The 21,371-nt window shown below is 72.0% G+C and carries 20 protein-coding genes; 14 read left to right on the top strand and 6 right to left on the bottom strand.

Annotated elements, in window-relative coordinates; all coding sequences use genetic code 11:
* Positions 1–1,296 (bottom strand): extracellular solute-binding protein, encoded by a 1,296-nt coding sequence (locus AB0435_RS02475; protein WP_366425997.1) that lies wholly within the window; start codon positions 1,294–1,296, stop codon positions 1–3.
* A 173-nt stretch (positions 1,297–1,469) separates the two neighbouring features.
* Here AB0435_RS02475 and AB0435_RS02470 point away from each other — a divergent pair, with 173 nt between their 5' ends.
* The 4 genes from AB0435_RS02470 to AB0435_RS02455 all read left to right on the top strand — a co-directional run bounded on the left by AB0435_RS02470 (position 1,470) and on the right by AB0435_RS02455 (position 6,097).
* On the top strand, positions 1,470–2,507 hold the full coding sequence (locus tag AB0435_RS02470) for a LacI family DNA-binding transcriptional regulator (RefSeq protein WP_366002246.1): 1,038 nt from the start codon (positions 1,470–1,472) through the stop codon (positions 2,505–2,507).
* Positions 2,508–2,787: 280 nt separating this feature from the next.
* Positions 2,788–3,786 (top strand): NADPH:quinone oxidoreductase family protein, encoded by a 999-nt coding sequence (locus AB0435_RS02465; RefSeq protein ID WP_366425996.1) that lies wholly within the window; start codon positions 2,788–2,790, stop codon positions 3,784–3,786.
* Complete coding sequence (locus AB0435_RS02460) at positions 3,783–4,970, top strand: acyl-CoA dehydrogenase family protein (RefSeq protein WP_366425995.1); 1,188 nt, start codon at positions 3,783–3,785, stop codon at positions 4,968–4,970. The genes AB0435_RS02465 and AB0435_RS02460 overlap by 4 nt, the downstream gene beginning before the upstream one ends.
* Positions 4,967–6,097 carry an acyl-CoA dehydrogenase family protein gene (locus AB0435_RS02455; RefSeq protein WP_366425994.1) on the top strand — a complete coding sequence of 377 codons (1,131 nt, stop codon included), beginning with the start codon at positions 4,967–4,969 and terminating at the stop codon, positions 6,095–6,097. Before AB0435_RS02460 ends, AB0435_RS02455 begins: the two co-directional genes overlap by 4 nt.
* A 28-nt stretch (positions 6,098–6,125) precedes the next feature.
* Here AB0435_RS02455 and AB0435_RS02450 read toward each other — a convergent pair whose 3' ends face one another.
* Complete coding sequence (locus tag AB0435_RS02450; RefSeq protein WP_366425993.1) at positions 6,126–6,449, bottom strand: hypothetical protein; 324 nt, start codon at positions 6,447–6,449, stop codon at positions 6,126–6,128.
* A 109-nt stretch (positions 6,450–6,558) separates the two neighbouring features.
* Entirely contained in the window at positions 6,559–6,789 is a 231-nt protein-coding gene (locus tag AB0435_RS02445; protein WP_366425992.1) for a hypothetical protein, read from the bottom strand.
* Positions 6,790–6,946: 157 nt separating this feature from the next.
* On the opposite strand from AB0435_RS02445, the gene AB0435_RS02440 reads away from it, so the two are divergent.
* From AB0435_RS02440 to AB0435_RS02400, 9 genes are all read left to right on the top strand, one after another.
* Entirely contained in the window at positions 6,947–7,213 is a 267-nt protein-coding gene (locus tag AB0435_RS02440) for a GlsB/YeaQ/YmgE family stress response membrane protein (protein ID WP_366425991.1), read from the top strand.
* Positions 7,214–7,255: 42 nt separating this feature from the next.
* Positions 7,256–7,984, top strand: a complete 729-nt coding sequence (locus tag AB0435_RS02435; protein WP_366425990.1) for a tyrosine-protein phosphatase — start codon at positions 7,256–7,258, stop codon at positions 7,982–7,984.
* A gap of 77 nt (positions 7,985–8,061) precedes the next feature.
* Positions 8,062–8,646: a WHG domain-containing protein gene (locus AB0435_RS02430; RefSeq protein WP_366425989.1), complete on the top strand. Its 585-nt coding sequence runs from the start codon at positions 8,062–8,064 to the stop codon at positions 8,644–8,646.
* Entirely contained in the window at positions 8,646–9,473 is an 828-nt protein-coding gene (locus AB0435_RS02425) for an alpha/beta hydrolase (protein WP_366426043.1), read from the top strand. Before AB0435_RS02430 ends, AB0435_RS02425 begins: the two co-directional genes overlap by 1 nt.
* 177 nt (positions 9,474–9,650) lie before the next feature.
* On the top strand, positions 9,651–11,234 hold the full coding sequence (locus AB0435_RS02420) for an ABC transporter substrate-binding protein (RefSeq protein ID WP_366426042.1): 1,584 nt from the start codon (positions 9,651–9,653) through the stop codon (positions 11,232–11,234).
* 41 nt (positions 11,235–11,275) lie between these two features.
* On the top strand, positions 11,276–12,232 hold the full coding sequence (locus tag AB0435_RS02415; RefSeq protein ID WP_366426041.1) for an ABC transporter permease: 957 nt from the start codon (positions 11,276–11,278) through the stop codon (positions 12,230–12,232).
* The gene (locus AB0435_RS02410) at positions 12,225–13,082 is read left to right on the top strand and encodes an ABC transporter permease (protein WP_366002255.1); all 858 of its coding nucleotides are present in this window, start codon (positions 12,225–12,227) and stop codon (positions 13,080–13,082) included. Before AB0435_RS02415 ends, AB0435_RS02410 begins: the two co-directional genes overlap by 8 nt.
* A gap of 92 nt (positions 13,083–13,174) precedes the next feature.
* Positions 13,175–14,149: an ABC transporter ATP-binding protein gene (locus AB0435_RS02405; RefSeq protein ID WP_366426040.1), complete on the top strand. Its 975-nt coding sequence runs from the start codon at positions 13,175–13,177 to the stop codon at positions 14,147–14,149.
* Positions 14,137–14,817, top strand: coding sequence for an ATP-binding cassette domain-containing protein (locus AB0435_RS02400; protein ID WP_366425988.1), 681 nt, complete (start codon positions 14,137–14,139; stop codon positions 14,815–14,817). Before AB0435_RS02405 ends, AB0435_RS02400 begins: the two co-directional genes overlap by 13 nt.
* Before the next feature lie 20 nt (positions 14,818–14,837).
* On the opposite strand, the gene AB0435_RS02395 is transcribed toward AB0435_RS02400, so the two are convergent.
* Both AB0435_RS02395 and lysX read right to left on the bottom strand, forming a co-directional pair.
* The gene (locus AB0435_RS02395) at positions 14,838–15,824 is read right to left on the bottom strand and encodes a DMT family transporter (protein ID WP_366425987.1); all 987 of its coding nucleotides are present in this window, start codon (positions 15,822–15,824) and stop codon (positions 14,838–14,840) included.
* Positions 15,825–15,903: 79 nt separating this feature from the next.
* Positions 15,904–19,278: a bifunctional lysylphosphatidylglycerol synthetase/lysine--tRNA ligase LysX gene (gene lysX / locus AB0435_RS02390; RefSeq protein ID WP_366425986.1), complete on the bottom strand. Its 3,375-nt coding sequence runs from the start codon at positions 19,276–19,278 to the stop codon at positions 15,904–15,906.
* Positions 19,279–19,650: 372 nt separating this feature from the next.
* Here lysX and AB0435_RS02385 point away from each other — a divergent pair, with 372 nt between their 5' ends.
* Positions 19,651–19,845 (top strand): hypothetical protein, encoded by a 195-nt coding sequence (locus AB0435_RS02385; RefSeq protein ID WP_361520260.1) that lies wholly within the window; start codon positions 19,651–19,653, stop codon positions 19,843–19,845.
* A 43-nt stretch (positions 19,846–19,888) separates the two neighbouring features.
* On the opposite strand, the gene AB0435_RS02380 is transcribed toward AB0435_RS02385, so the two are convergent.
* Complete coding sequence (locus AB0435_RS02380) at positions 19,889–21,295, bottom strand: family 2B encapsulin nanocompartment shell protein (protein WP_366002259.1); 1,407 nt, start codon at positions 21,293–21,295, stop codon at positions 19,889–19,891.
* Positions 21,296–21,371 lie beyond the last annotated feature (76 nt).

Below are 21,371 nucleotides of genomic sequence, written 5' to 3'. Positions count from 1 at the left end.
TCAGCTCTGCTTGAGGAGCTTGTCGCTCTGCGCGACGGCGTCGTCCAGCGCCCGCTGGGGCGACTTCTTGCCCTGGAGGGCCTTGGCGACCTCGTTCTTGAGGACGACCTTCATCTCCTCGCTCAGCACCACCGGCGTGTAATTCACGGCGCCCTTGAGCATTTTCGCCGAGGCCACCCGGACCCGGCCCTCATCCGTCCCGTCGTCCTTGGTCCAGTAGGGGTCGTCCAGCGAACCCTTGGTGCTGGGGAAGACGGCGACTTTGTGCGCGAAGTCCTCCTGGTTCTTCCGGTCCGTGACGAAGTGCGCGAAGGCGACGGCCGCGGCCTTGTGCTTGCTCTGCTTGCTGACGGCCAGGCCCATCACGTACATGTTCGGCTTGCCCGTGTTGTTCGGGGCGTCGGTGATGCCGAGTTCCTTGTAGAGACCGGGCGCGCTCTGTTTGAAGGTGTCCAGGTCGTGGGCGCTGCCCGGATTCATGGCGACCTTCTGCTCGAGGAATTTCTGCCCCGCCTGCTCCGCGGTATTGGTGAGCGCCTGCGCGTCGAGCCCGCCGTGCGCGTAGAGCTCCTTGTATTTGGTGAGCAGCTCGACGCCCTTGGGCTCGTTGTAGGTGAACTTCGTGGCGTCGGAGTTCATCAGCCGCACGCCGTAGCGGCCGAAGTCCTCGATGGACGGGGTGCCGGCGAGGGTCGCGGTCTTCCCGCCGGACCGTTTCGCCAGGGCGTCGGCGGTGGCGAACAGCTCGTCGTAGCTCTTCGGCGGCTTCTCCGGGTCGAGCCCCGCCTGCCGGAAGAGCGCCTTGTTGTAGAACAGCGGGCCCGTGTTGAGATACCAGGGGAAGGCGTACGAACCGTCCAGCCCCGGCAGCACGTTGCCCTCCCACGCCTCGGGCGTGTACTCGCCCTTGAACTTCGCCGCGGCCTGCTCCCGGTCCAGGTTCAGCAGCAGCCCGGCCTTGGCCAGCGGATAGGAGAGGTCGGGCGACACGTTCACGACATCGGGCAGCGTGCCGCCACCGGCGTCGGCGCTGAGTTTCTCCGCGTAGTTGTCGGCGGGCTGATCGATCCATTTGACCCGCACGCCCGGATTCTGCTTCTCGAATTCCCCGACCAGGCCCTCGAAGTAGTCCTTGAATTTGCTGCGCAGATTCCAGGTCTGGAAGGTGATGCCACCCTCCGCCTTGCCGTCCGCGTCACCACCGTCCGAACCACCGCCGGAGCCGCAGGCGGTGAGCAGCAAGGCGGACGCGAGAAGCGGGACGGCGGCGGCAGCGGTTCTGCGGGAACGGGGCATGGCGCGGCGAACTCCTTCGGTCGGACCGGGAGGTGCGCAACAAAAACTGCACCCGTGGCGGGGTGAAGTCAATACTTCCGCTGTCGGCTAATGCGCTTTAGCCTGCGGTGGGTCACGGTCACTCGCACGCTTCAGTACGGCCCCGCGCCCCGGGCGCGGGCAGAAGGAGAACCATGCGCCGCACCCCGGCCCGCCGCCCGACGATGAAGGACGTCGCGCGCCGCGCGGGCGTCTCCGAGAGCGCGGTCTCCTTCGCGCTCAACGGCCGCCCCGGGGTCTCCGACGCCACCCGCGAACGCGTGCGCCGGGTCGCCGAACAGCTCGGCTGGCAGCCCAGCACCGCGGCCCGTGCCCTGTCCGGCGAGGGCGCGGCCACGGTCGGCCTCGTCCTGGCCAGGCCCGCCCGCACCCTGGGCGTCGAGTCCTTCTTCCTCCAACTGGTCTCCGGCGTCCAGGAAGTGCTCGCCGGACACCGCCTCGGCCTGCTCTTCCAGATGGCCGAGGACATTGACGCGGAGTGCGCGGTCTACCGCCGCTGGTGGGCCGAGCACCGCGTCGACGGACTCCTCGTCGTCGACCCCCGCGCCGACGACCCGCGCCCGGCGCTGCTGGACGAACTCGGCCTGCCCGCCGTCGTCATCGGAGCGCTCGACGGGGACATCGGCGCCCACGGCGCGATCTCCAACCTCTGGGCCGACGACACCGGCGCCATGGCCTCCATCGTCGGCCACCTCCACGGCCTCGGGCACCGCCGCGTCACCCACGTCGCCGGCCTGCCCGAACTCGCCCACACCCGGCGCCGGATGGACTGCCTGCGGGCCGAGGCCGAGCGGCGCGGCCTGCCCGACGTCACCTCGGTCACCACCGACTACTCCGACGCCCAGGGCGCCGAGGCCACGCGGCGGCTGCTGTCCGCGTCACGGCCGCCCACCGCCATCGTCTACGACAACGACGTCATGGCCGTCGCGGGCCTCGCCGTCGCCGCCGAGCTCGGGGTGTCCGTACCCGCCGAACTCTCCATCGTCGCCTGGGAGGACTCCGTCCTCTGCCGCAGCACGCACCCGCCCCTGACGGCGCTGACACGCGACACCCCCGCCTTCGGCCGCCAGGCGGCCGGCCTCCTGGCCGAACTCCTGACGGGAGCCCCGCCCGCCCGGGTCCGGGCGGCCACCCCGCGCCTGACGGCCCGCGAATCGACGGGCCGGGCGTAGGGCCTGTCCTGCGGATCGCTGCCAGGCTGGCGCCGTCTGCCGTCTGCCGTCTGCCGTCTGCCGTCTGCCGTCTGCCGCCGGGCGCCCTTCGAGCGCGTCCTCAAACGCCGACGGGCTGCCGCGGCCGCGGCCCCGGCCCGTCCGGCAGTTGAGGGTCGCTCGCGCGAAAGGGCGGGGCAGCGCGCGTACCCGCCGGCCCGCTCGGTCACCCCCTACCCCCGGCCCTTACCAACCGCTTAGTATGCGAACCGCACGCCACCCCACCACCCCGGAGGCCCCAGTGAAGGCATGGCGAGTGCACAGCAACGGCGAACCCCGGGACGTCATGCGTCTCGAGGACGTGGCGGATCCGCGGCCCGGGCCGGGCGAGGCCCTCGTCCGCGTCCTCGCCGCCGACGTCAACTTCCCCGACGCGCTGCTGTGCCGCGGTCAGTACCAGGTCCGCCCGTCCCTGCCGTTCACCCCCGGCGTGGAGACCTGCGCCGAGATCCTCGCCCTCGGGGAGGGCGCGCAGGGCACGGTGGGAGCGCGCGTCCTCGCGCAACCCGCCCTCCCCGCGGGTGGTTTCGCCGAGCTTGCCGTCGTGGACGCCCGGACCCTGCTGCCCGCCCCCGAGGCCCTGGACGACGCCGAGGCCGCCGCCCTGCACGTCGGCTACCAGACCGGCTGGTTCGGCCTGCACCGCAGGGCCCGCATCCAGCCCGGCGAGACCCTGCTCGTCCACGCCGCCGCGGGCGGCGTCGGCAGCGCGGCCGTACAGCTCGGAAAGGCCGCCGGGGCCACGGTCATCGGCGTCGTCGGCGGCCCCGACAAGGCGCGCGAAGCCCGTGAGAACGGCTGCGACGTGGTGATCGACCGCCGTACCGAAGACGTCATCGCGGCCGTCAAGGACGCCACCGGCGGCCACGGCGCGGACGTCGTCTACGACCCGGTCGGCGGCGACGCCTACACCCAGTCGACCAAGTGCATCGCCTTCGAGGGCCGCATCGTGATCGTCGGCTTCGCGAGCGGGAAGATCCCCAGCGCGGCCCTCAACCACGCCCTGGTGAAGAACTACACCATCCTCGGCCTGCACTGGGGCCTCTACAACACCAAGGACCCGGCCACCGTCCGCGCCTGCCACGACGAGCTGACCAAGCTCGCCGCCCAGGGCGCGATCCGCCCCCTCGTCAGCGAGCGCCTGCCGCTCACCGCGGCGGCCGACGCCGTCCAGCGCGTCGCCGACGGCACGACCACCGGCCGCCTCGTCGTCCTTCCCGCCCAGGAGGGCTCGCGATGAGCGCCCCGGACGCGGGGGAGCTGCGCGACCGCGTCGCCGGGCTCCTCGCCGCGCACGACCCGGCCACCACCGCACCCCTGGACTTCCTGCGGGCCCGCTTCGACGCCGGGCTCGCCTGGATCCACTTCCCCGAAGGACTCGGCGGCCTCGGCGCGACCCGCTCACTCCAACCGGTCGTCGACGCCGCGCTCGACGCCGCGGGCGCCCCCGGCAACGACCCCCGCCGCATCGGCATCGGCCTCGGCATGGCCGCCCCCACGATCCTCCAGTACGGCACGGACGAGCAGAAGCGGCGCTTCCTGCGGCCGCTTTGGACGGGCGAGGAGGTGTGGTGCCAGCTGTTCAGCGAACCGGGCGCCGGCTCCGACCTCGCCGGGCTCGCCACCCGGGCCGTGCGCGACGGCGACAGCTGGACCGTCGACGGCCAGAAGGTGTGGACCTCCAGCGCGCACCTCGCCCGCTGGGCGATCCTCATCGCCCGTACGGACCCCGACGTGCCCAAGCACCAGGGCATCACCTACTTCGTCTGCGACATGACCGACCCGGGCGTCGAGGTGCGGCCGCTGCGCCAGATCACCGGCGAGGCGGAGTTCAACGAGGTCTTCCTCACGGGCGTACGGATCCCCGACGCGCACCGCCTCGGCGAGGTCGGCGACGGCTGGCGGGTCGCGCAGACCACCCTCATGAACGAGCGGGTGGCCATCGGCGGGACACGTGTACCCCGCGAAGGCGGCATGATCGGCGTCGTGGCCCGGACCTGGCGCGAACGCCCGGAGCTGCGCACCCACGACCTTCACCAGCGCCTGCTGAGCCTCTGGGCGGACGCCGAGGCGGCCCGCCTCACCGGCGAACGGCTCCGCCAGCAGCTCAAGCGCGGCCGCCCCGGACCCGAGGGCTCGGGCATGAAACTCGCCTTCGCCCGGCTCAACCAGGAACTCAGCTCCCTGGAGCTCGAACTCCTCGCCGAGGACGGGCTGACCTACGACGACTGGACCATGGTCCGGCCCGAACTCGTCGACTTCACCGGCCGCGACGCCGCCTACCGCTACCTGCGCGCCAAGGGCAACTCCATCGAGGGCGGCACCTCGGAGGTCCTGCTCAACATCGTCGCCGAGCGCGTCCTCGGCCTGCCGCCCGAGCCCCGCAACGACAAGGACCTCCCGTGGAAGGACCTGCCCCGATGACGCCGGACCTGCTCTACTCCGAGGCCGAGGAGGACCTGCGTACCGCCGTACGCTCCCTGCTCACCGCCCACGGCGCCCCCGCGTCCGTGCTCGCCCGCGCCGAGGACGGCCACCCGTACGACACCGGCCTCTGGCAGGCCCTCGCCGCGGGCATGGGCACGGCCGGGCTGCTCGTGCCCGAGGAGTCCGGGGGCCAGGGCGCGACCGCCCGTGAAGCCGCCGTCGTCCTGGAGGAACTCGGCCGCACCGTCGCCGACGTCCCCTTCCTGACCAGCGCCGTCCTGGCCGTACGCGCCCTGCTCGGCTGCGACACCGGCCGCCCCGAGGTCGCCGCCCCGCTCGCCGCACTCGCCGAAGGCCGTCAGGTGGGTGCGCTCGCCGTGCCCCTGCCGACCGCCCCGGGAGCGTCCGCGCGGCCGTCCGTGCGCGCCGAAACCACCGGCTCCGGGCGGGCGTTGCTCACCGGCACCGTGAACGCCGTCGCCGGTGCCGCCGGCGCCGGCATCCTCGTCGTTCCCACGGACACCGGCCTCCACGGCGTGGACCCCACCGTGGAAGGCGTCACGGTCACCCCGCTCACCGCGCTCGACCTCACCCGGCCGATCGCCCGGATCTCCTTCTCCGGGGCTCCGGCCACGCTGCTCGCCGAGCCCGACCGGGCCGCCGCCGCCCTGGACGCCGCGCTGCTCACCGGCGCCGGACTGCTCGCCTCCGAACAACTCGGCGTCGCCGAGTGGTGCCTGGCCGAAACCGTGCGCCACGCCTCCGAGCGACGGCAGTTCGGCCGTCCCATCGGGTCCTTCCAGGCCCTCAAGCACCGGCTCGCGGCCCTCTGGCTGGACATCGCCTCGGCCCGCGCGACCGCGCGCAACGCCGCCGACGCCCTCGCGACCGACGCGCCCGACGCCGCGATCGCCGTCGCCGTGGCCCAGTCCCACTGCGCCGAGGTCGCGGTCCGCGCGGCGGAGGAGTGCGTCCAGCTCCACGGCGGCCTCGGCATGACCTGGGAACACCCGGCGCACCTCTACCTCAAACGCGCCAAGACCGGCGTGACCGCGCTGGGCACGCCCGCCCGTCACCGTCAGTCCCTGGCGCACCTGGCGGACGTGCCCGGCCCCGTCACCTGAGGCGGATCAGGCGCGGATCCGGCCTGGGTCAGCGGCTGTTCCCGAGCGGCGCCCGCCCGTCCGTGCGGCTGTCCGACGTGGTGAACGCGATGATCCTGGCGGCTCCGCGAGCCGCCAGGAAGCGCCGTCGCTGCCAGCGCGAACGGGGCTGGACGCCCCCGCGGTCCCGCTGCGGTACGAGCGCGAGATCGGTGAGGCGCCGGCCGGCCTGGGCGATCTCGCCCAGGAGCCGCTCACGGCGCCGCTCGTTCGCGGTGGCGTGCAACGCGGCGTACAGGCCCTCGATCTCGGCCACCGCCGCTCCGATACGCAGGTTGTTACTGCCGGTCGATGGTGTCCTGCCGTGCGGCAACTGGGCTCCTTCCGTGCGCGATCCAGTAACCGTTCCGATGTGCTGCCGGCTCTGTGGAGGGGGGTGCGGGGACGCGCCGACGGACGTCCCGTGACAGCGGCCCGGCGGATCAGGGGCTCGCCGGGTCGAAGCCGTACCGCAGGGGTGCTTCCTTCACGCGCAGATCGCGCCGGTATACGTACAGCGCCTCGACGCGCATCCCGCTCGTGGAGTCCTCGACCGCACAGGGGTGGGTGACCTGCACCACTCCCGGTCGGTTGGCCAGCCGGATCAGCGCCCCGTCCGCCGGCCCGCCTTCGAGCACGGCCGTCTCCCATTCCGCCACGCCATCGTGTGTCATGGATGACACTTTAGAGGTTGCGCAACTGGGCAATGCTGGCGAGTCGGTGAGGTCCGGGATGAAACCGCCGCCCCGCTGCCACGCGTCACTCACAGTGTCCGGACTCCTGTGCGGATCACGGGCCACAGATCAACCGCTGGAAAGGCAGAACGACATCATGGGCATCATCGGCTGGATCATCCTGGGACTGCTGGCCGGAGCGATCGCGAAGATCCTGCTGCCGGGGCGGGATCCCGGCGGGCTGATCGGCACCACCCTCATCGGCATCGCCGGGGCGTTCATCGGCGGCTGGATGTCGGCCAAGTTCCTGCACAAGACGATCAGCAACCACTTCTTCGACGCCGCCACCTGGGGCTCCGCGATCGCCGGCTCGCTCGTCCTGCTGATCGTGTACCGTCTCCTCTTCGGCAACTCACGCGACTGAGACGTCAGTTCCGGGATCGGCCCGGGGGCCGGTGTGACCCGCGTGAAGAGACATATCGCCTTCGAGAGTCTGCACAACTTCCGGGATCTGGGCGGCTACCGGGCCGCCGGCGGCCGAACGGTCGGCTGGGGCCGCCTGTTCCGCTCCGACTCGCTGGGCAAGCTGCGGGGCGACGACTGGGACCGCTTCCTCGCCCTGGGCGTCCGCACCGTGATCGACCTGCGGTACCCCTGGGAGGTCGAACGCAGCGGACGCGTCCCGCGCCACGAGGGGCTCGCGTACCACAACCTGAGCATCGAGCACCGGCCGTACGACCAGGCGGGCCTGGCGCCGGACATCGAGCCCGCGCGCTTCCTCGCCGACAAGTACGCCGAGGTCGCCGACGACGGCGTCGAGGAGATCCGGCGCGCGCTGGAGATCGTCGCCGACGACACCGCCCCGCTGGTGTTCCACTGCCACTCCGGCAAGGACCGCACCGGCCTGCTGGCCATGCTCGTCCTCGCCCTGATCGGCGTGCACGAGGACGACATCGTCGCCGACTTCGCCCTGACCGGCCTGGCCACCGAGCGCCTGGTGGCCGATTGGCGCGCCAGTTACCCCCACCTCACCCTCACCTGGCCCGGCTACGGCCGCGCCCCCGCCGAGATCATGCGCCTCTTCCTGGCCGACTTGAGCACCCGCTACGGCTCGGTGCGCGGCTATGCCGCGGAGCGGCTCGGTGTCGACGGCGATCTGGTGGCCGCGCTGCGCGGGCGGCTGCTGCATCCATGATCGCGTCGGCCTCCACCCACCAAACCTAGGCATGTTAGGTTTCTGCCTGTACATACTAGGAACGTGGAGGGGGCCGTATGGTGCGCGCAGGGCTGACCGTTGCCAAGCTGACGGAGGCGGCCGCGGAGCTCGCGGACGAGAGCGGGATCGACAAGGTCACGCTGTCCGCGCTCGCCCGGCGCTTCGGGGTGAAGGACGCGAGCCTGTACTCGCACGTCAAGAACGTGCGGGACCTCCGGGTCCGGGTCGCCCTGCGCGCTTCCGAGGAGATGACCGGCCGCATCGCGGCGGCCGTGGCGGGCCGGGCGGGCAAGGACGCGCTCGTCGCCTTCGCCGACGCCTACCGCGGCTACGCCCTCGAACACCCGGGCCGCTACGCGGCGACCCAGATGCGCCTCGAACCCGAAGAGGTCGCCGACTCCGTCGGCCTGCGCCGCAGCGTCGAGCTGACCTACGGCATGCTGCGCGCCTACGGCCTCACCGAACCGGACCTGACCGACGCGGGCCGCCTCCTGCGCAGCACCTTCCACGGCTACATCCACCTGGAGCTCAGCGGCGGCTTCGGCCACTCCCGCGACGTACGCGCATCGTGGTCGCGTTCGCTCGACGCCCTGCACGTACTCCTGGAGAACTGGCCGTCCCGACACACTGGGAGCGAATGATGGACAAGCCCACGACCGGCACCCTCGCGGTGCCCGGTGCCACCCTGTACTACGAAACGCGCGGCAGCGGCCCGGTCCTGCTGCTGATTCCCGGCGGCGCCGGTGACGCCGGGTTGTACGAGGGAATCGCGAGGGACCTCGCCGCCCACTACACGGTGGTCTCCTACGATCCGCGCGGCCTCTCCCGCAGCCCCCTCGACGGCCCCCTCACCGACCAGCGGGTGGACGTCTGGAGCGACGACGCGCGCCGGCTCCTCGACCTGCTCTCCCCGGACCGGGAGGCGTACGTCCTGGGCAACAGCTCGGGCGCCATCGTCGCGCTCGACCTCCTGGCCCGGCATCCCGAACGGCTGCGCCGCGTGGTCGCCCACGAGCCGCCGCTCGTCGAGGTCCTCGAGGACCCCGCGCCGCACCGGGCACTCTTCGCCGAGGTGCGCGACCTCTTCTGCGAGGAGGGGCTCGGCGCCGCGATGGCGCGCTTCAGCGAGGGCCTGGGTGACGACCGCTCCACGGAGGAGGCGACGGAACTGCCGCCCGAGATCCAGGAGATGCTCCCGCGCATGCACGCCAACTTCCCCGTCTTCCTGAAGCACATGCTGTGCCCGTTCTCGGGAGCGGCCCCGGACATCGCCGCCCTCCACCGCGCGTCGGACCGCCTGGTCCTGGCCGCCGGCCGCGACTCCCGCGCCCAGATCCCGCTCCACGGCCCGGCCGCCCGCTTGTCCGACCTGCTCGGCACCGACCTCGTGGAATTCAAGGGCGGCCACCTCGGCTGCACGGAACACCCGAAGGACTTCGCGAAGCAACTGCTGACGGTGCTCGCCTGAGACCCCGGATCCAAGCCCCCGCAGTCCGCGACAACCGCACCGGGCCACGCTGCCGGCGGCTCCCTGATTGGCTCCCCAACCCCCCGAACCGCCCCGCCTCATGACCTCCCCTTTACGTACTGTTTAATTGCAACTGATTCGCAATAGCAGTAAATCGTGAGTAAGAGGGTGTGGGGCATGACGGCCCGGTCCGTACGGGGAGTGGCCGCCGCGGCCATGGCAGGGGTTCTGGCGGCAGGTGCCGCGGCGTGTTCGACGCCGGGCGGGAGCAAGGACAAGGAGTCGCTCGTCGTCGGGCTCGCCAACGAGCCCGAGACGCTCAGCCCGCTGCTCGGCTACGGCAAGGACGGCAACTCCAAGATCTTCGACGGGCTGCTCCGCCGCGACGCGGACATGAAGCTCCGGCCCGCCCTCGCCGCCGCGCTGCCCGCGGTGGCGGACGACGGGAAGACGTACACCTACAAGCTCCGGCACGGCGTGAAGTTCAGCGACGGCGAGCCCTTCTCCGCGAAGGACGTGGTCTTCACCTACCGGACCATCCTCGACGAGAAGACCAACAACGCCGCCAAGGGCGAGCTCGACGCCATCGACGGGGTGAGCGCGGAGGGCGACGACACCGTCGTCTTCAAGCTCAAGTACCCATACGCGCCGTTCGCCGAGCGCACCGTCCTGCCCATCGCCCCCGAGCACGCGGCCAAGGGGCAGGACGTCAACACCGGTTCGTTCAACACGGCGCCGGTCGGCACCGGCCCGTACGTCCTCACCGGCTGGAGCAAGGGCGAGAAGCTCAGCTTCAAGGCCAACCCGGACTACTGGGGCGGCGAGCCGAAGATCAAGAAGCTCACCATGGCGATCATCAAGGACGACGACGTCCGCGCCACCCGCCTGCGCAGCGGCGACCTCGACGGCGCCATCCTGCCGCCGAACCTCGCCAAGCGCTTCAAGAGCGACAAGTCCAAGCTGTCCGTCACCGCCCGGACCACCGACTTCCGCGGCGTCACGCTGCCCACGGCGAACAAGGTGACCGGCGACATCGCCGTCCGCCGCGCCCTCGACCTCGCCGTCGACCGCAAGGCCATGGTCGACAAGCTCCTCGAAGGCGCGGGCAAGGCGGGCTACGGCCCGGTCCCCACCGACAGCGAGTGGTTCGCCAAGGGCACCGAGCGGTCCTACGACCTCGACAAGGCGAAGAAGCTGCTCGACGACGCCGGCTGGAAGACGGGCGACGGCGGCATCCGCGAGAAGGACGGACAGCGCGCGGAGTTCACCCTCTGGTTCCCCGCGGGTGACAAGCTCCGCCAGGACCACGCCCTGGCCTTCGCCTCCGACGCCAAGAAGGCCGGCCTCAAGGTCGAGGTGCAGAGCGGCACCTGGGAGGTCATCGAACCGCGGATGAAGAACGACGCGGTCCTGGCCGGCGGCGGCAACCCCGCCGACCCCGACTTCGACCTCTACAACCTGCTCCACTCCTCGCTCGCCCTCGACGGCTTCAACAACATGGCCGCCTACGCGGACCCCGAGGTCGACAAGGCCCTGGAGGAAGGGCGCCGCAGCGGCGACAAGTCCGCCCGCAAGGCCGCGTACGACAAGGTCCAGCGCGGGCTCGCCGACAACCCCGGCTACACCTTCCTCACCCACGTCGACCACCTCTACGTCATGAACGACGAGTGGCAGGACATCACCACCCAGATCGAGCCCCACGACCACGGCCTGGGCGCCGGACCGTGGTGGAACGTCGAGTCCTGGCAGCCGAAGAAGTGACCCGCGCCGCCGTCCGGCTCCCCTGGGGGCCGATGGTGCGCATGGCCGGACGGCGGCTGCTGGCCGCCGTCCCCGTGCTCGCCGCCGTCACCTTCGGCGTCTTCGCCATCGCCGCGGCCTCGCCCTTCGACCCGGCCCAGGCGTACGCGGGCTCCGCCGGGCTGAGCGCGGGCCAGGGGGTCCTCGACCAGCTGCGCGAGAATCTCGGCGCCGACCGGCCGTTCGCCGTCCGCTGGTGGGACTGGATCACCGCCGCCGTCACCGGCGACCTCGGCGACTCCACCTCGCTGCGCCAGCCCGTCGCCCAGGTCATCGGCGAGCGCATCGGCTGGTCCGTGCTCCTGTGCGCCGTCGCCTTCGCGCTGGCGGTCACCGTCGGCACGGCGCTGGGCGTCCTCGCGGCGCGGCGCCGGGGCAGCCTGTTCGACCGGGCCGTGACCTCCGTGGCGTACGCGCTCGAAGCGGCGCCGCCTTTCTGGCTCGGGCTGCTGGCCATCTGGTTCTTCGCCCTCAAGCTCGACGCCCTGCCCGCCGGCGGACTCACCGACACCGGCAGCGACGCGGCCACCCCCGGCCAGGTCGTCTCCCATGTCGTCCTGCCCGCGGTGGTGCTCGCCGTCTCCCAGCTGCCGTGGTTCGTGCTGTACGTACGACAGGGCGTCGGCGACGCCCTGGAGGAGGACCCCGTACGCGGAGCACGCGCGCGTGGACTGCGTGAACGGACCGTCCTCCTCCATCACGCCCTGCGCTCCGGGCTGCTGCCGGTCCTCACGCTCATCGGTTCGCGCGTCCCCGAACTCATCACCGGCGCGCTCCTGGTGGAGACCGTCTTCAGCTGGCCCGGCATCGCCTCCGCGACCGTGGAGGCGGCCACCAAGGTCGACTTCCCGTTGCTCGCGGCCCTGACCGTCCTCGCCACGGCCGCGGTCCTGGTGGGCAACCTGCTGTCCGACCTGCTGTACGGACTGGCCGACCCGAGGGTGGGATTCGATGGCTGAGACCCTCAGCGGTACGACCCGGCGGGCCCTGCGCGTGCCGCGCCCGAGCGTCTCCGGCGCGCTCGTCGCGGCGGTCGTCCTCGTCGCGCTGCTCGTGCCCGCGCTGTTCCCCCTGGACGAGCAGGCCGTCGACCTCGGCGCCAAGCTCCGCCCGCCGTCCTGGGCCCACCCCTTCGGCACCGACGAGGTCGGCCGCGACCTGCTGCTGCGCTGCGTCTACGGCCTGCGCGTCTCCCTCCTCGTCGGCGTCGTCGCGGCCTTCGCGGCGACGGTCGTCGGCACGGCGGTCGGCGCGCTGGCCGGTGCGCTCGGCGGCTGGGCGGACCGCGTCGTGATGCGGGTCGTCGACCTGTGCTCCTCCGTGCCGCATCTGCTGCTCGGCATCTTCATCGTGGCGATGTTCCGGCCGGGCGTCTGGCCGGTGATCGTCTCGGTCGCCTTCACCCACTGGCTGTCGACCGCCCGGATCGTCCGGGCCGAGATCCTGTCGCTGCGCTCCCGCCCGTACATCGACGCGGCCGTCGTGGGCGGCTCGTCACGGTGGCGCGTCACCGTGCGGCACCTGCTGCCGGGCGTACTGCCGCAGGCCGGGCTCGCGGCGGTGCTGATGGTCCCGCACGCGATCTGGCACGAGTCCGCGCTGTCCTTCCTGGGCCTCGGGCTGCCCACCCACCAGGCGAGCCTCGGCAACATGGTCCAGGCCGCGCGGGGTTCGCTGCTCGCCGGCGACTGGTGGCCCACCCTCTTCCCCGGCCTGTTCATCATCGTCCCCACCCTGGCCATCGCGGGCCTCGCGGCCGCCTGGCGCGACCGGCTCGACCCCCGCCGCCGATCGGAGCTGACGCTGTGACCACGCGTGCCCCCGAAGAGACCGGGACGCCCGGCGACCGGGACACGGCCGATCCCGTCCTGTCCGTACGCGGCCTGTCCGTCCGCTTCCGGATGCGCACCGGCCACGACGTCGCCGCGGTCACCGACGCCACCTTCGACGTACGGCCGGGGGAGTGCCTCGCGCTGATCGGGGAGAGCGGATGCGGCAAATCCGTCCTCGCGTCCGCGCTGCTGGGACTGCTGCCGGCCAACGCCCGGACGGTAGGGCAGGCGCTCCTCGCCGTGGCCGAGGGCGACGCCGACCGCGGGCTGGACCTCCTCGCCGCCGACGAACGCACGCTGGCGCGTACCGTACGCGGCCGCCGCATCGGCCTCGTACCGCAGAGCCCGGCCGCACACCTCACGCCCGTACGCACCGTGCGTTCCCAACTCCACGAGACGCTGCGCGAGCTGACCGGGGTCCGGAAGACCGGGCGCCGGAACGCCGGTTCGGGATCGACCGCGCTCCGGACGGACGGCCTCCGGGAAGCCGGTGAAGCCGCCGCCGCGCGCGCCGCGTTCCCCGCCGACCACCTCGACCGCCACCCCCACGAGCTCTCCGGCGGACTCGCCCAGCGCGCGGCCACCGCGCTCGCCCTGGTGGGTGACGCCCCGCTGCTCCTCGCCGACGAGCCGACCACCGGCCTCGACCGCGACCTCGTGAACCGTACGGCCGACGAACTGCGCCGGCACGCCGACTCCGGGCACGCCCTGCTGATGATCACCCACGATCTGGCGGCGGCGGAGCGCATCGCCGACCGCGTCGCCGTGATGTACGCGGGCCGCATCGTCGAAATCGCCGACGCCACCGCGTTCTTCGGCGCCGAGGGCCCCCGCCACCCGTACGCCCGCGGCCTGCTCGACGCCCTGCCCGAGCGCGCTTTCACCCCGATCCCCGGCATGCCGCCCGAACTCGGCGACCTGCCGTCCGGCTGCGCCTTCGCCGCCCGCTGTGTCAAGGCGACGGACGCCTGCGGAACGGTTCCGCCGCTCGTCGACGGCGTCGCCTGTCACCACCCGGAGGAGAGCTTGACGTGCTTGAACTGAGCCGGATCACCGCGGGTTACGAGCGACGGGCCCCCGTCGTGCGGGAGGTCTCGCTGACCGTCGCGGCGGGGGAGGCCGTGGGACTGCTCGGCCCCAGCGGCTGCGGCAAGTCCACCCTCGCCAGGGTCGCCGCGCTGCTGCACCGGCCCTACTCCGGCAGGGTCGTCATCGACGGCAGCCCCGCCCACGGCTGGCGCCACCGCGCCCCGCGCGAGCAGCGCACCGCCTTCGGCGTCGTCTTCCAGCAGCCGCGCCTCTCGGCGGACCCACGCATGAGGCTCGCCGATCTGATCGCGGAACCGCTCCGGGCCACCGGGCGCCGTGACGAGGCCGACGGCGGAACGGCCGAACTCTCCGGGCGCGTCGGCCTCTCCGCCGACCTGCTGCGCCGGCGGCCGCACGAGGTCAGCGACGGGCAGCTGCAACGCGCCTGCCTGGCCAGGGCGCTCGTGCTGCGCCCGCGCTGGCTGATCTGCGACGAGATGACGGCGATGCTGGACGCGTCCACGACGGCCGCTCTGGTGGCCGTGGTCGAGGAGTACCGCGCGGAGACCGGCGCGGGCCTGCTGACCGTGGGCCACGACCGCACGCTTCTCGGCCGCTGGTGCGACCGTACGGTGCGGTGGGAGGAGCTGGTGGACGCCGCGGAGCCCACGGTCGCCGACTGACCCCTTCCTTTTCCTTTCGGCTACTTCCGGCTGCCCGCGCCGGCCAGTTCCCGCTCGGGAGTCCCGGATGCCCCGGCCGCCGGGCGCGGAGCGGACGCCGCACGGCGCACCGAGGCGACGGCGACACCGGCCAGGACCAGCAGACCGCCGAGCACCGCGCTGAGGGCGGGGACGTTGCCGAGGAACGCGGCGTCCACGGCGAGCGCGGCGACGGGCACCGCGTACAGCACGAGCGAGGCGGTCGACGCGGTCGTCGCACGCAGCGTGCGCGACCAGGTCCAGAAGGCCATGGCCGTGCAGCCCAGGCCCAGCCAGAGGACCGCCAGCGTGCGGTGGGTGTCGGCGGCCGCGATCTCGCCGACGGCGCCCGGGGCCGTCGCCAGCAGCGGGACGAGGCCGAACAGGCTGCCGTAGAAGACGCACTCCGCGCCCGAATACTTCTTGAGCAGCGGCTTCTGGAGCGCGAACGACGTGGCCTGGGTGGCTGCCGCGAGGAGGACCATCAGCGCCCCCATGAGGGAACCGCTTCCGGAGCCCGACGTGACCGCGACCAGCAGCGCACCGCACAGGGCGAGGCCGAGCCCGGCCAGCCCGCGCCGACCGGGGCGGTCGCCGAGGAAGGCCATGCCCAGCACGGTCGTGAAGACCGGGGAAGCGGCGATCAGCATGGCCGCGGTGCCCGCTTCCACGCTCTCTTCGCCCGCGCACAGCAGCACTTGGTACGCGGTCATCCCGGTGAGCCCGAAGGCCGCCATGCGCAGAACGTCCCCGCGCTCGAGGCGGCCGATGCGCTTCAGAGCCAGGCACGGCAGGAGCAGCACCACGGTGATGGAGATGCGCAGGAGCGCGATCGTGGTGGGCGAGTAGTCCGGCAGCGCGACACGGATCGCGGTGAACGCGGACCCCCACAACGCCGCCGTGGCCGCCATCGGAAGCCACGGGGTCGCCGCACGCTGTGCCGCCGTCATAGAAAACACCACCAGCTCGGTCAGGGACTGAGCTGTCAAATTAACAACGCCCGATCTATAAGGCAAATAATGAATTCTATTCCGATCTCAAAGAATTCCTTTGAGTGAGGTGGGGGATTCACCGCCTGCGGACCAGCGGGAAGGGCAAGGTCTCACGGATCGAGAGCCCGGTCAGGAACATCACCAGCCGGTCCACACCGATCCCCAGCCCGCCCGTCGGCGGCATCGCGTATTCCAGCGCCCGCAGGAAATCCTCGTCCAGCTCCATCGCCTCGGGATCGCCGCCCGCGGCCAGCAGCGACTGCGCCGTCAGCCTGCGGCGCTGCTCGACGGGGTCGATCAGCTCCGAATACGCCGTCCCCAGCTCGGTGCCGAAGGCCACCAGGTCCCAGCGCTCGGCCAGCCGCGGATCGGCGCGGTGCGGGCGGGTCAGGGGCGAGACGTCGGTGGGGAAGTCCTTGTAGAACACCGGCAGCCCGGTCCGCTCCTCCACCAGCCGCTCGTACATCTCCAGCAGGATGTCCCCCCGCCGGTCCTCCGGCTTGTGCGGCACCCCCGCGGCGTCGCAGTGCCGCCGCAGCACCGCCACGGGCGTATCGGCGTCGATCTCCTCGCCGAGCGCCTCCGCCACCGCACCGTGGACGGTCTTCACCGGCCACAGACCCGAGATGTCGTGCTCGACGAGCTTCCCGTCGCCGTCCGCGCGCAGAATGACGGCCGAGCCGTGGGCGGCGACGGCGGCACTCTGGATGAGCTCGCGCGTCAGGTCCAGCATCACGTCGTAATCGGCGAACGCCTGATACGCCTCCAGCATCGTGAATTCCGGATTGTGCTTGTACGAGACGCCCTCGTTGCGGAAGGTGCGCCCCATCTCGAAGACCTTCTCCATGCCGCCCACGCACAGTCGCTTCAGATAGAGCTCGGGCGCGATCCGCAGATAGAGGTCCAGGTCATAGGCGTTGATGTGGGTGGTGAAGGGCCGGGCGTTCGCGCCGCCGTGCACCTGCTGGAGCATCGGCGTCTCGACCTCCAGATAGCCCCGGTCGAGCAGCCCCTGGCGCAGCGCCTGCACCGTGGCGCTGCGGGCCCGTACGGTCTGCCGTGCCTCCGGCGAGACGGCCAGGTCCACATAGCGCATCCGCACCCGCGCCTCCGGATCGCTCAGCCCCCGCCGCTTGTCGGGCAGCGGGCGCAGGCACTTGGCGATCATCCGGCTCCTGGTCACGAAGACGGTCGGCTCACCGCGGTCGGTGGTGCCCACCTCGCCCTCGGCCTCGATGTGGTCGCCGAGATCGACATGGGCGGCGAAGCGGCGCAGGCAGTCGTCCCCCGAGTCGTCGCGCGTGAAGGCCAGTTGAAGATCGCCGGACCAGTCGCGGAGCACGGCGAACGCGATGCCGCCGTGGTTGCGCACGAGCAGCACGCGGCCTGCCACGGTCACCCGCTCGCCCGTACGGGACGAGGGCGCGAGCCCCGGGTGCGCGGCCCGCACGGCGGCGAGGGTGTGGGTGCGCCGGGCGTCGACCGGATAGGGATCCACCCCGGCCTCCCGCAGCCGGTCCAGCTTCTGCCGCCTGACCCGCACCTGCTCGGGCAGGCCCGCGAGCTCGTCCTGCCGCTCCTCGCCGCCGGGGCCCTCGCCACCCGCGAAGCCGAGCTCGGAGAGCGAGGGCAGGCCCGCGGTGGAGGCGGGGCTCGTGATGCCCCGCGCCCGGCCCCGGCCCCACAGCTTGCCCAGGCTGGGCACGGCCACGAAGCCCTCGGCGATCCCGGAGGCCAGCCCGATCCGGGCGAGGGCACCCGCGTCGGCGTAGCAGAGGAACCGCGGATGCCACTCGGGGTTGTACTTCACGTTCGACCGGTAGAGCGCCTCCAGCTGCCACCACTTGGAGAAAAACAGCAGCAACTTCCGCCACAGCCGCAGCACCGGCCCCGCACCGATCCGTGCGCCCTCCTCGAAAGCGGAGCGGAATACCGCGAAGTTCAACGAGATGTGCTTGACGCCGAACCGCCCCGCCTGCGCGCACAACTGGGCGACCATGAACTCCATGACCCCGTTGGGCGCCGCTCGGTCGCGGCGCATCACATCCAGCGAGACACCGTCACGGCCCCAGGGCACGAACGACAGCAGCGCGATCATCTTCCCCTCGCTGTCGAACGCCTCGACCAACAGGCAGTCACCGTCGGCGGGATCGCCCAGGCGCCCCAGCGCCATGGAGAAACCCCGCTCGGTCTCGGTGTCCCGCCACGCGTCCGCGCGCTTGATGACCTCGCCCATCTCCTCGTCGGAGAGCGCCGAGTGCCGCCGGATCCGCGTGGTCGCGCCCGTACGCTCCACACGGTTGACGGCCTGCCGGGTCACCCGCATCTCCCGGCCGTCGAGGTCGAACGCGGCCACCTGAAGGATCGCCTCGTCACCCAGTTGCAGCGCCCCGAGCCCGGAGCGGGCATACGCCTTGGCCCCCGTCTCGCTGGCCCCCATCACGGCCGGCTGCCAGCCGTATCGCCCCGCGAGCTCCAGCCAGGCATCGATCGCCGGGGTCCACGCCTCCGGATCGCCCAGCGGATCGGCCGAGGCCAGACAGACGCCCGCCTCCACCCGGTAGGTGACCGCGGACTTGCCGCTCGCGGAGAAGACGACGGCCTTGTCACGGCGGGTCGCGAAATACCCGAGGGAGTCCAGGCCGCCGTAGCGGCCGAGGAGCGCGCGGATGCGCGGCTCCTCGTCGCCGTGCAGCGCCGCTTCCAGCCGCTGCGAACGGAAGAGCGTCATGGCCGCGTTGAGCAGCGCCAGCGCGCCGAGCAGCCCGAGCAGGAAGAACAGCCAGTGCGGCGGGTGCCCGGTGAAGTGCCGGCCGCTGACCAGGCCGCCGCACACCTTGTTGGCCACGAACAGCAGCCGGTTGCCGCCGCCCCGCTCCAGCGAACCCGGGAACGCCGCCACCAGGCCCCAGCCCACCAGGATGGCCACGGCCAGCCCCGCGACCAGCACCAGCAGGGCCCGCAGGAACGCCCCGCGCCGCGACGCCGCGTAGAACTCCCGCCGGGCCAGGATCAGCAGGGTCACCGCGGCGACACACAGCACCAGGGACGGGATCGTGTCCCAGTAACCCACCGCCAGCAGCAGCGCGTCCGCGATCAGCAGCAGGGAGAGATAGCCGAGGACGAACCAGAGGGTGACGCGTTTACGGGCCGCCATGGCCGTGGCGAGCAGCAGCAGGAAGACGGCGTAGGCGAGGTTCGGCGCGGTGGGCACGGTCAGCGTGTCCAGGGCGTCGGTCAAGGGGCGCGCCGCGCGCCGCAGCGGCACGATCAGCGAGGTGACCGCGCAGAACACCCCGAGCAGCCCGAAGAAGACCGCGAACCCGTTGGGCACCCGGTGCAGCAGCCGCTGCCAGGCGGAGCCCGGCCTCTCGCTGCTGTCCCGGCCTCCGGCCCCCGCCGTGGCGGGGGGCGCCGCCGCGTGTGGGCTGTCCGGGGCTGTACGGCTCATTCCGTCAGCCTAGGCAAGGCCCGGCCCACCTGCCCGCCGAGCGCCTGCCCCGGCCGTCCCGGCGGCCGTTCCCCGGCCGTACGGAAGCACGACCGCATCTCCGCCGCGGGGGCTCCGGACCTCTCCGCCCGGCCGACGCGTTCCTGCTGTTGAGAGGCCCGAGCCCGTTCCCGTTCATCTCAGGCCGCCCTCCCGGCATCCGGTCGCCGATACGCCGATGCCGACCTCGTTTGCGCCGATCTTGTCCGCGCGGTCGTCGCCGCGCTCCCGGACGGGTGCACTCCTACCCGATTGGAGTACACGCCCTTCGCAGGTCCCGGCCGCATGATGGGCCAGACTGGCGGACAAACCACTCCGCCGAGGAGGCTCACCGTGGCCGTTTCGATCTCCATGGTCGTACTGCTTCTGATCATGGCGGTGGTATTTCTCCGCAGTGGCGCGCTGCGGGTCTCCCACGCGCTGGTCTGCGTTCTGCTCGGGTTCCTCCTCTCCAGCACGAGCATCGCCCCGACGCTGGCCCACGGGCTCTCGGCCACCACGACGTTCGTCAGCGGCGTACGGCCCTGACGCCCCGGCCGACGGCTGTGGCCGGCCAGGGCGGCGGGTGCTGCTAGCGCCCGATCTCCACGTCCTCCAGCACGCCCAGCGCGTCCGGCACGAGGATGGCCGCCGAGAAGTAGGCACTCACCAGGTAGGACGAGACGGCCTGCTCGCTGATGCCCATGAACCGCACATTGAGGCTGGGCTGATATTCGTCCGGGATGCCGGTCTGGTGGAGGCCCACCACACCCTCGTTCTCCTCACCGGTGCGCATCGCGAGGATCGAGCTGGTCCCCGACTCGCTGACCGGGATCTTGTTGCACGGCAGCAGCGGCACCCCGCGCCAGGAGCGGACGGCTGACCCCAGGACCTCCATGTTCTTCGGGTAGAGGCCACGGCTGCTGCACTCCCGGCCGAAGGCCGCGATGGTGCGCGGATGTGCCAGCAGATACTGCGTCTTACGGCGCCGGGCCAGGAGCTCGTCGAGGTCGTCGGGGGTCGGCGGGCCGCTGCGGGTGTGAATGCGCTGGCCGAGGTCGGCGTTGTGGAGCAGGCCGAACTCGGGGTTGTTGACCATTTCGTGTTCCTGGCGTTCGCGCAGGGCTTCGATGGTCAGGCGCAGTTGCTGTTCGACCTGGTTCATCGGGTCGTTGTAGAGGTCCGCGACGCGGGTGTGGATCCGCAGGACCGTCTGGGCGACGCTCAGTTCGTACTCACGTGGGGAAAGTTCGTAGTCGACGAAGGTGCCCGGGATGGCCGGCTCCCCGATGTGGCCCGAGGCCACGGAGATGTCGGCCTCACCGCGGTGGTTCTGCGCCGGCCGGGGGCGGGAGGCGAAGCCCGCCACGTGGGCGCGCAGGGCCTCGGAGCGGTCGGCCAGCTCCTGGAAGGTCTGGAGGGGGAGTGCCAGGACCGTGCAGCGCGTGACGGCCGTGACGGTGAACGGCCAGGTGGCGTCCGGCTCCAGGGGCACGCGCTCGCCGAAGTAGTCGCCGTCGGCCAGTACTCCGAGTACCGTGTCGTCCCCGTATTTACCGGGGCCCGTCTTGTCGAGCTTGCCGTGGGCGATCAGGAAGATCTGGTCGGCGGGGGCGCCCGCCTGGACCAGGGTGTCGCCCGCCGCGTACTGACGCTGGACGAACCCGTCCGCCAGCGACTCCAGCACGGCGCTGTCCTCGAAGCCGCGCAGCAGGGGCAGTTCGCCCAGCTCCGGTGGGATCACCCGCACTTCCGCGCCGGTCGAGATGAACTCGACCCTGCCGTCGCCGACCGTATAGCTCAACCGCCTGTTCACCCGGTAGGTGCCCGCGGACACCTGGACCCAGGGCAGCACGCGCAGGAGCCAGCGGGAGGAGATCCCCTGCATCTGCGGTACGGACTTCGTCGTGGTGGCGAGCTGCCGTGCCGCGGGAGTGCCGAGGCTCAGCTGCGACTGGCCCGACTGCTCATCAGAGACGGACTCCACTGACGTGGTCATGGCTGGTTATCACCCATCTGTTGCGATCAACTGGTGCTTGCGCTGTCCGACGCGATACGCGTGCGTGGAGCCGGGG

Source organism: Streptomyces sp. NPDC051173, from assembly GCF_040689515.1.
Classification (GTDB): domain Bacteria; phylum Actinomycetota; class Actinomycetes; order Streptomycetales; family Streptomycetaceae; genus Streptomyces.
This window is presented reverse-complemented; position numbering and strand designations above follow the sequence as displayed.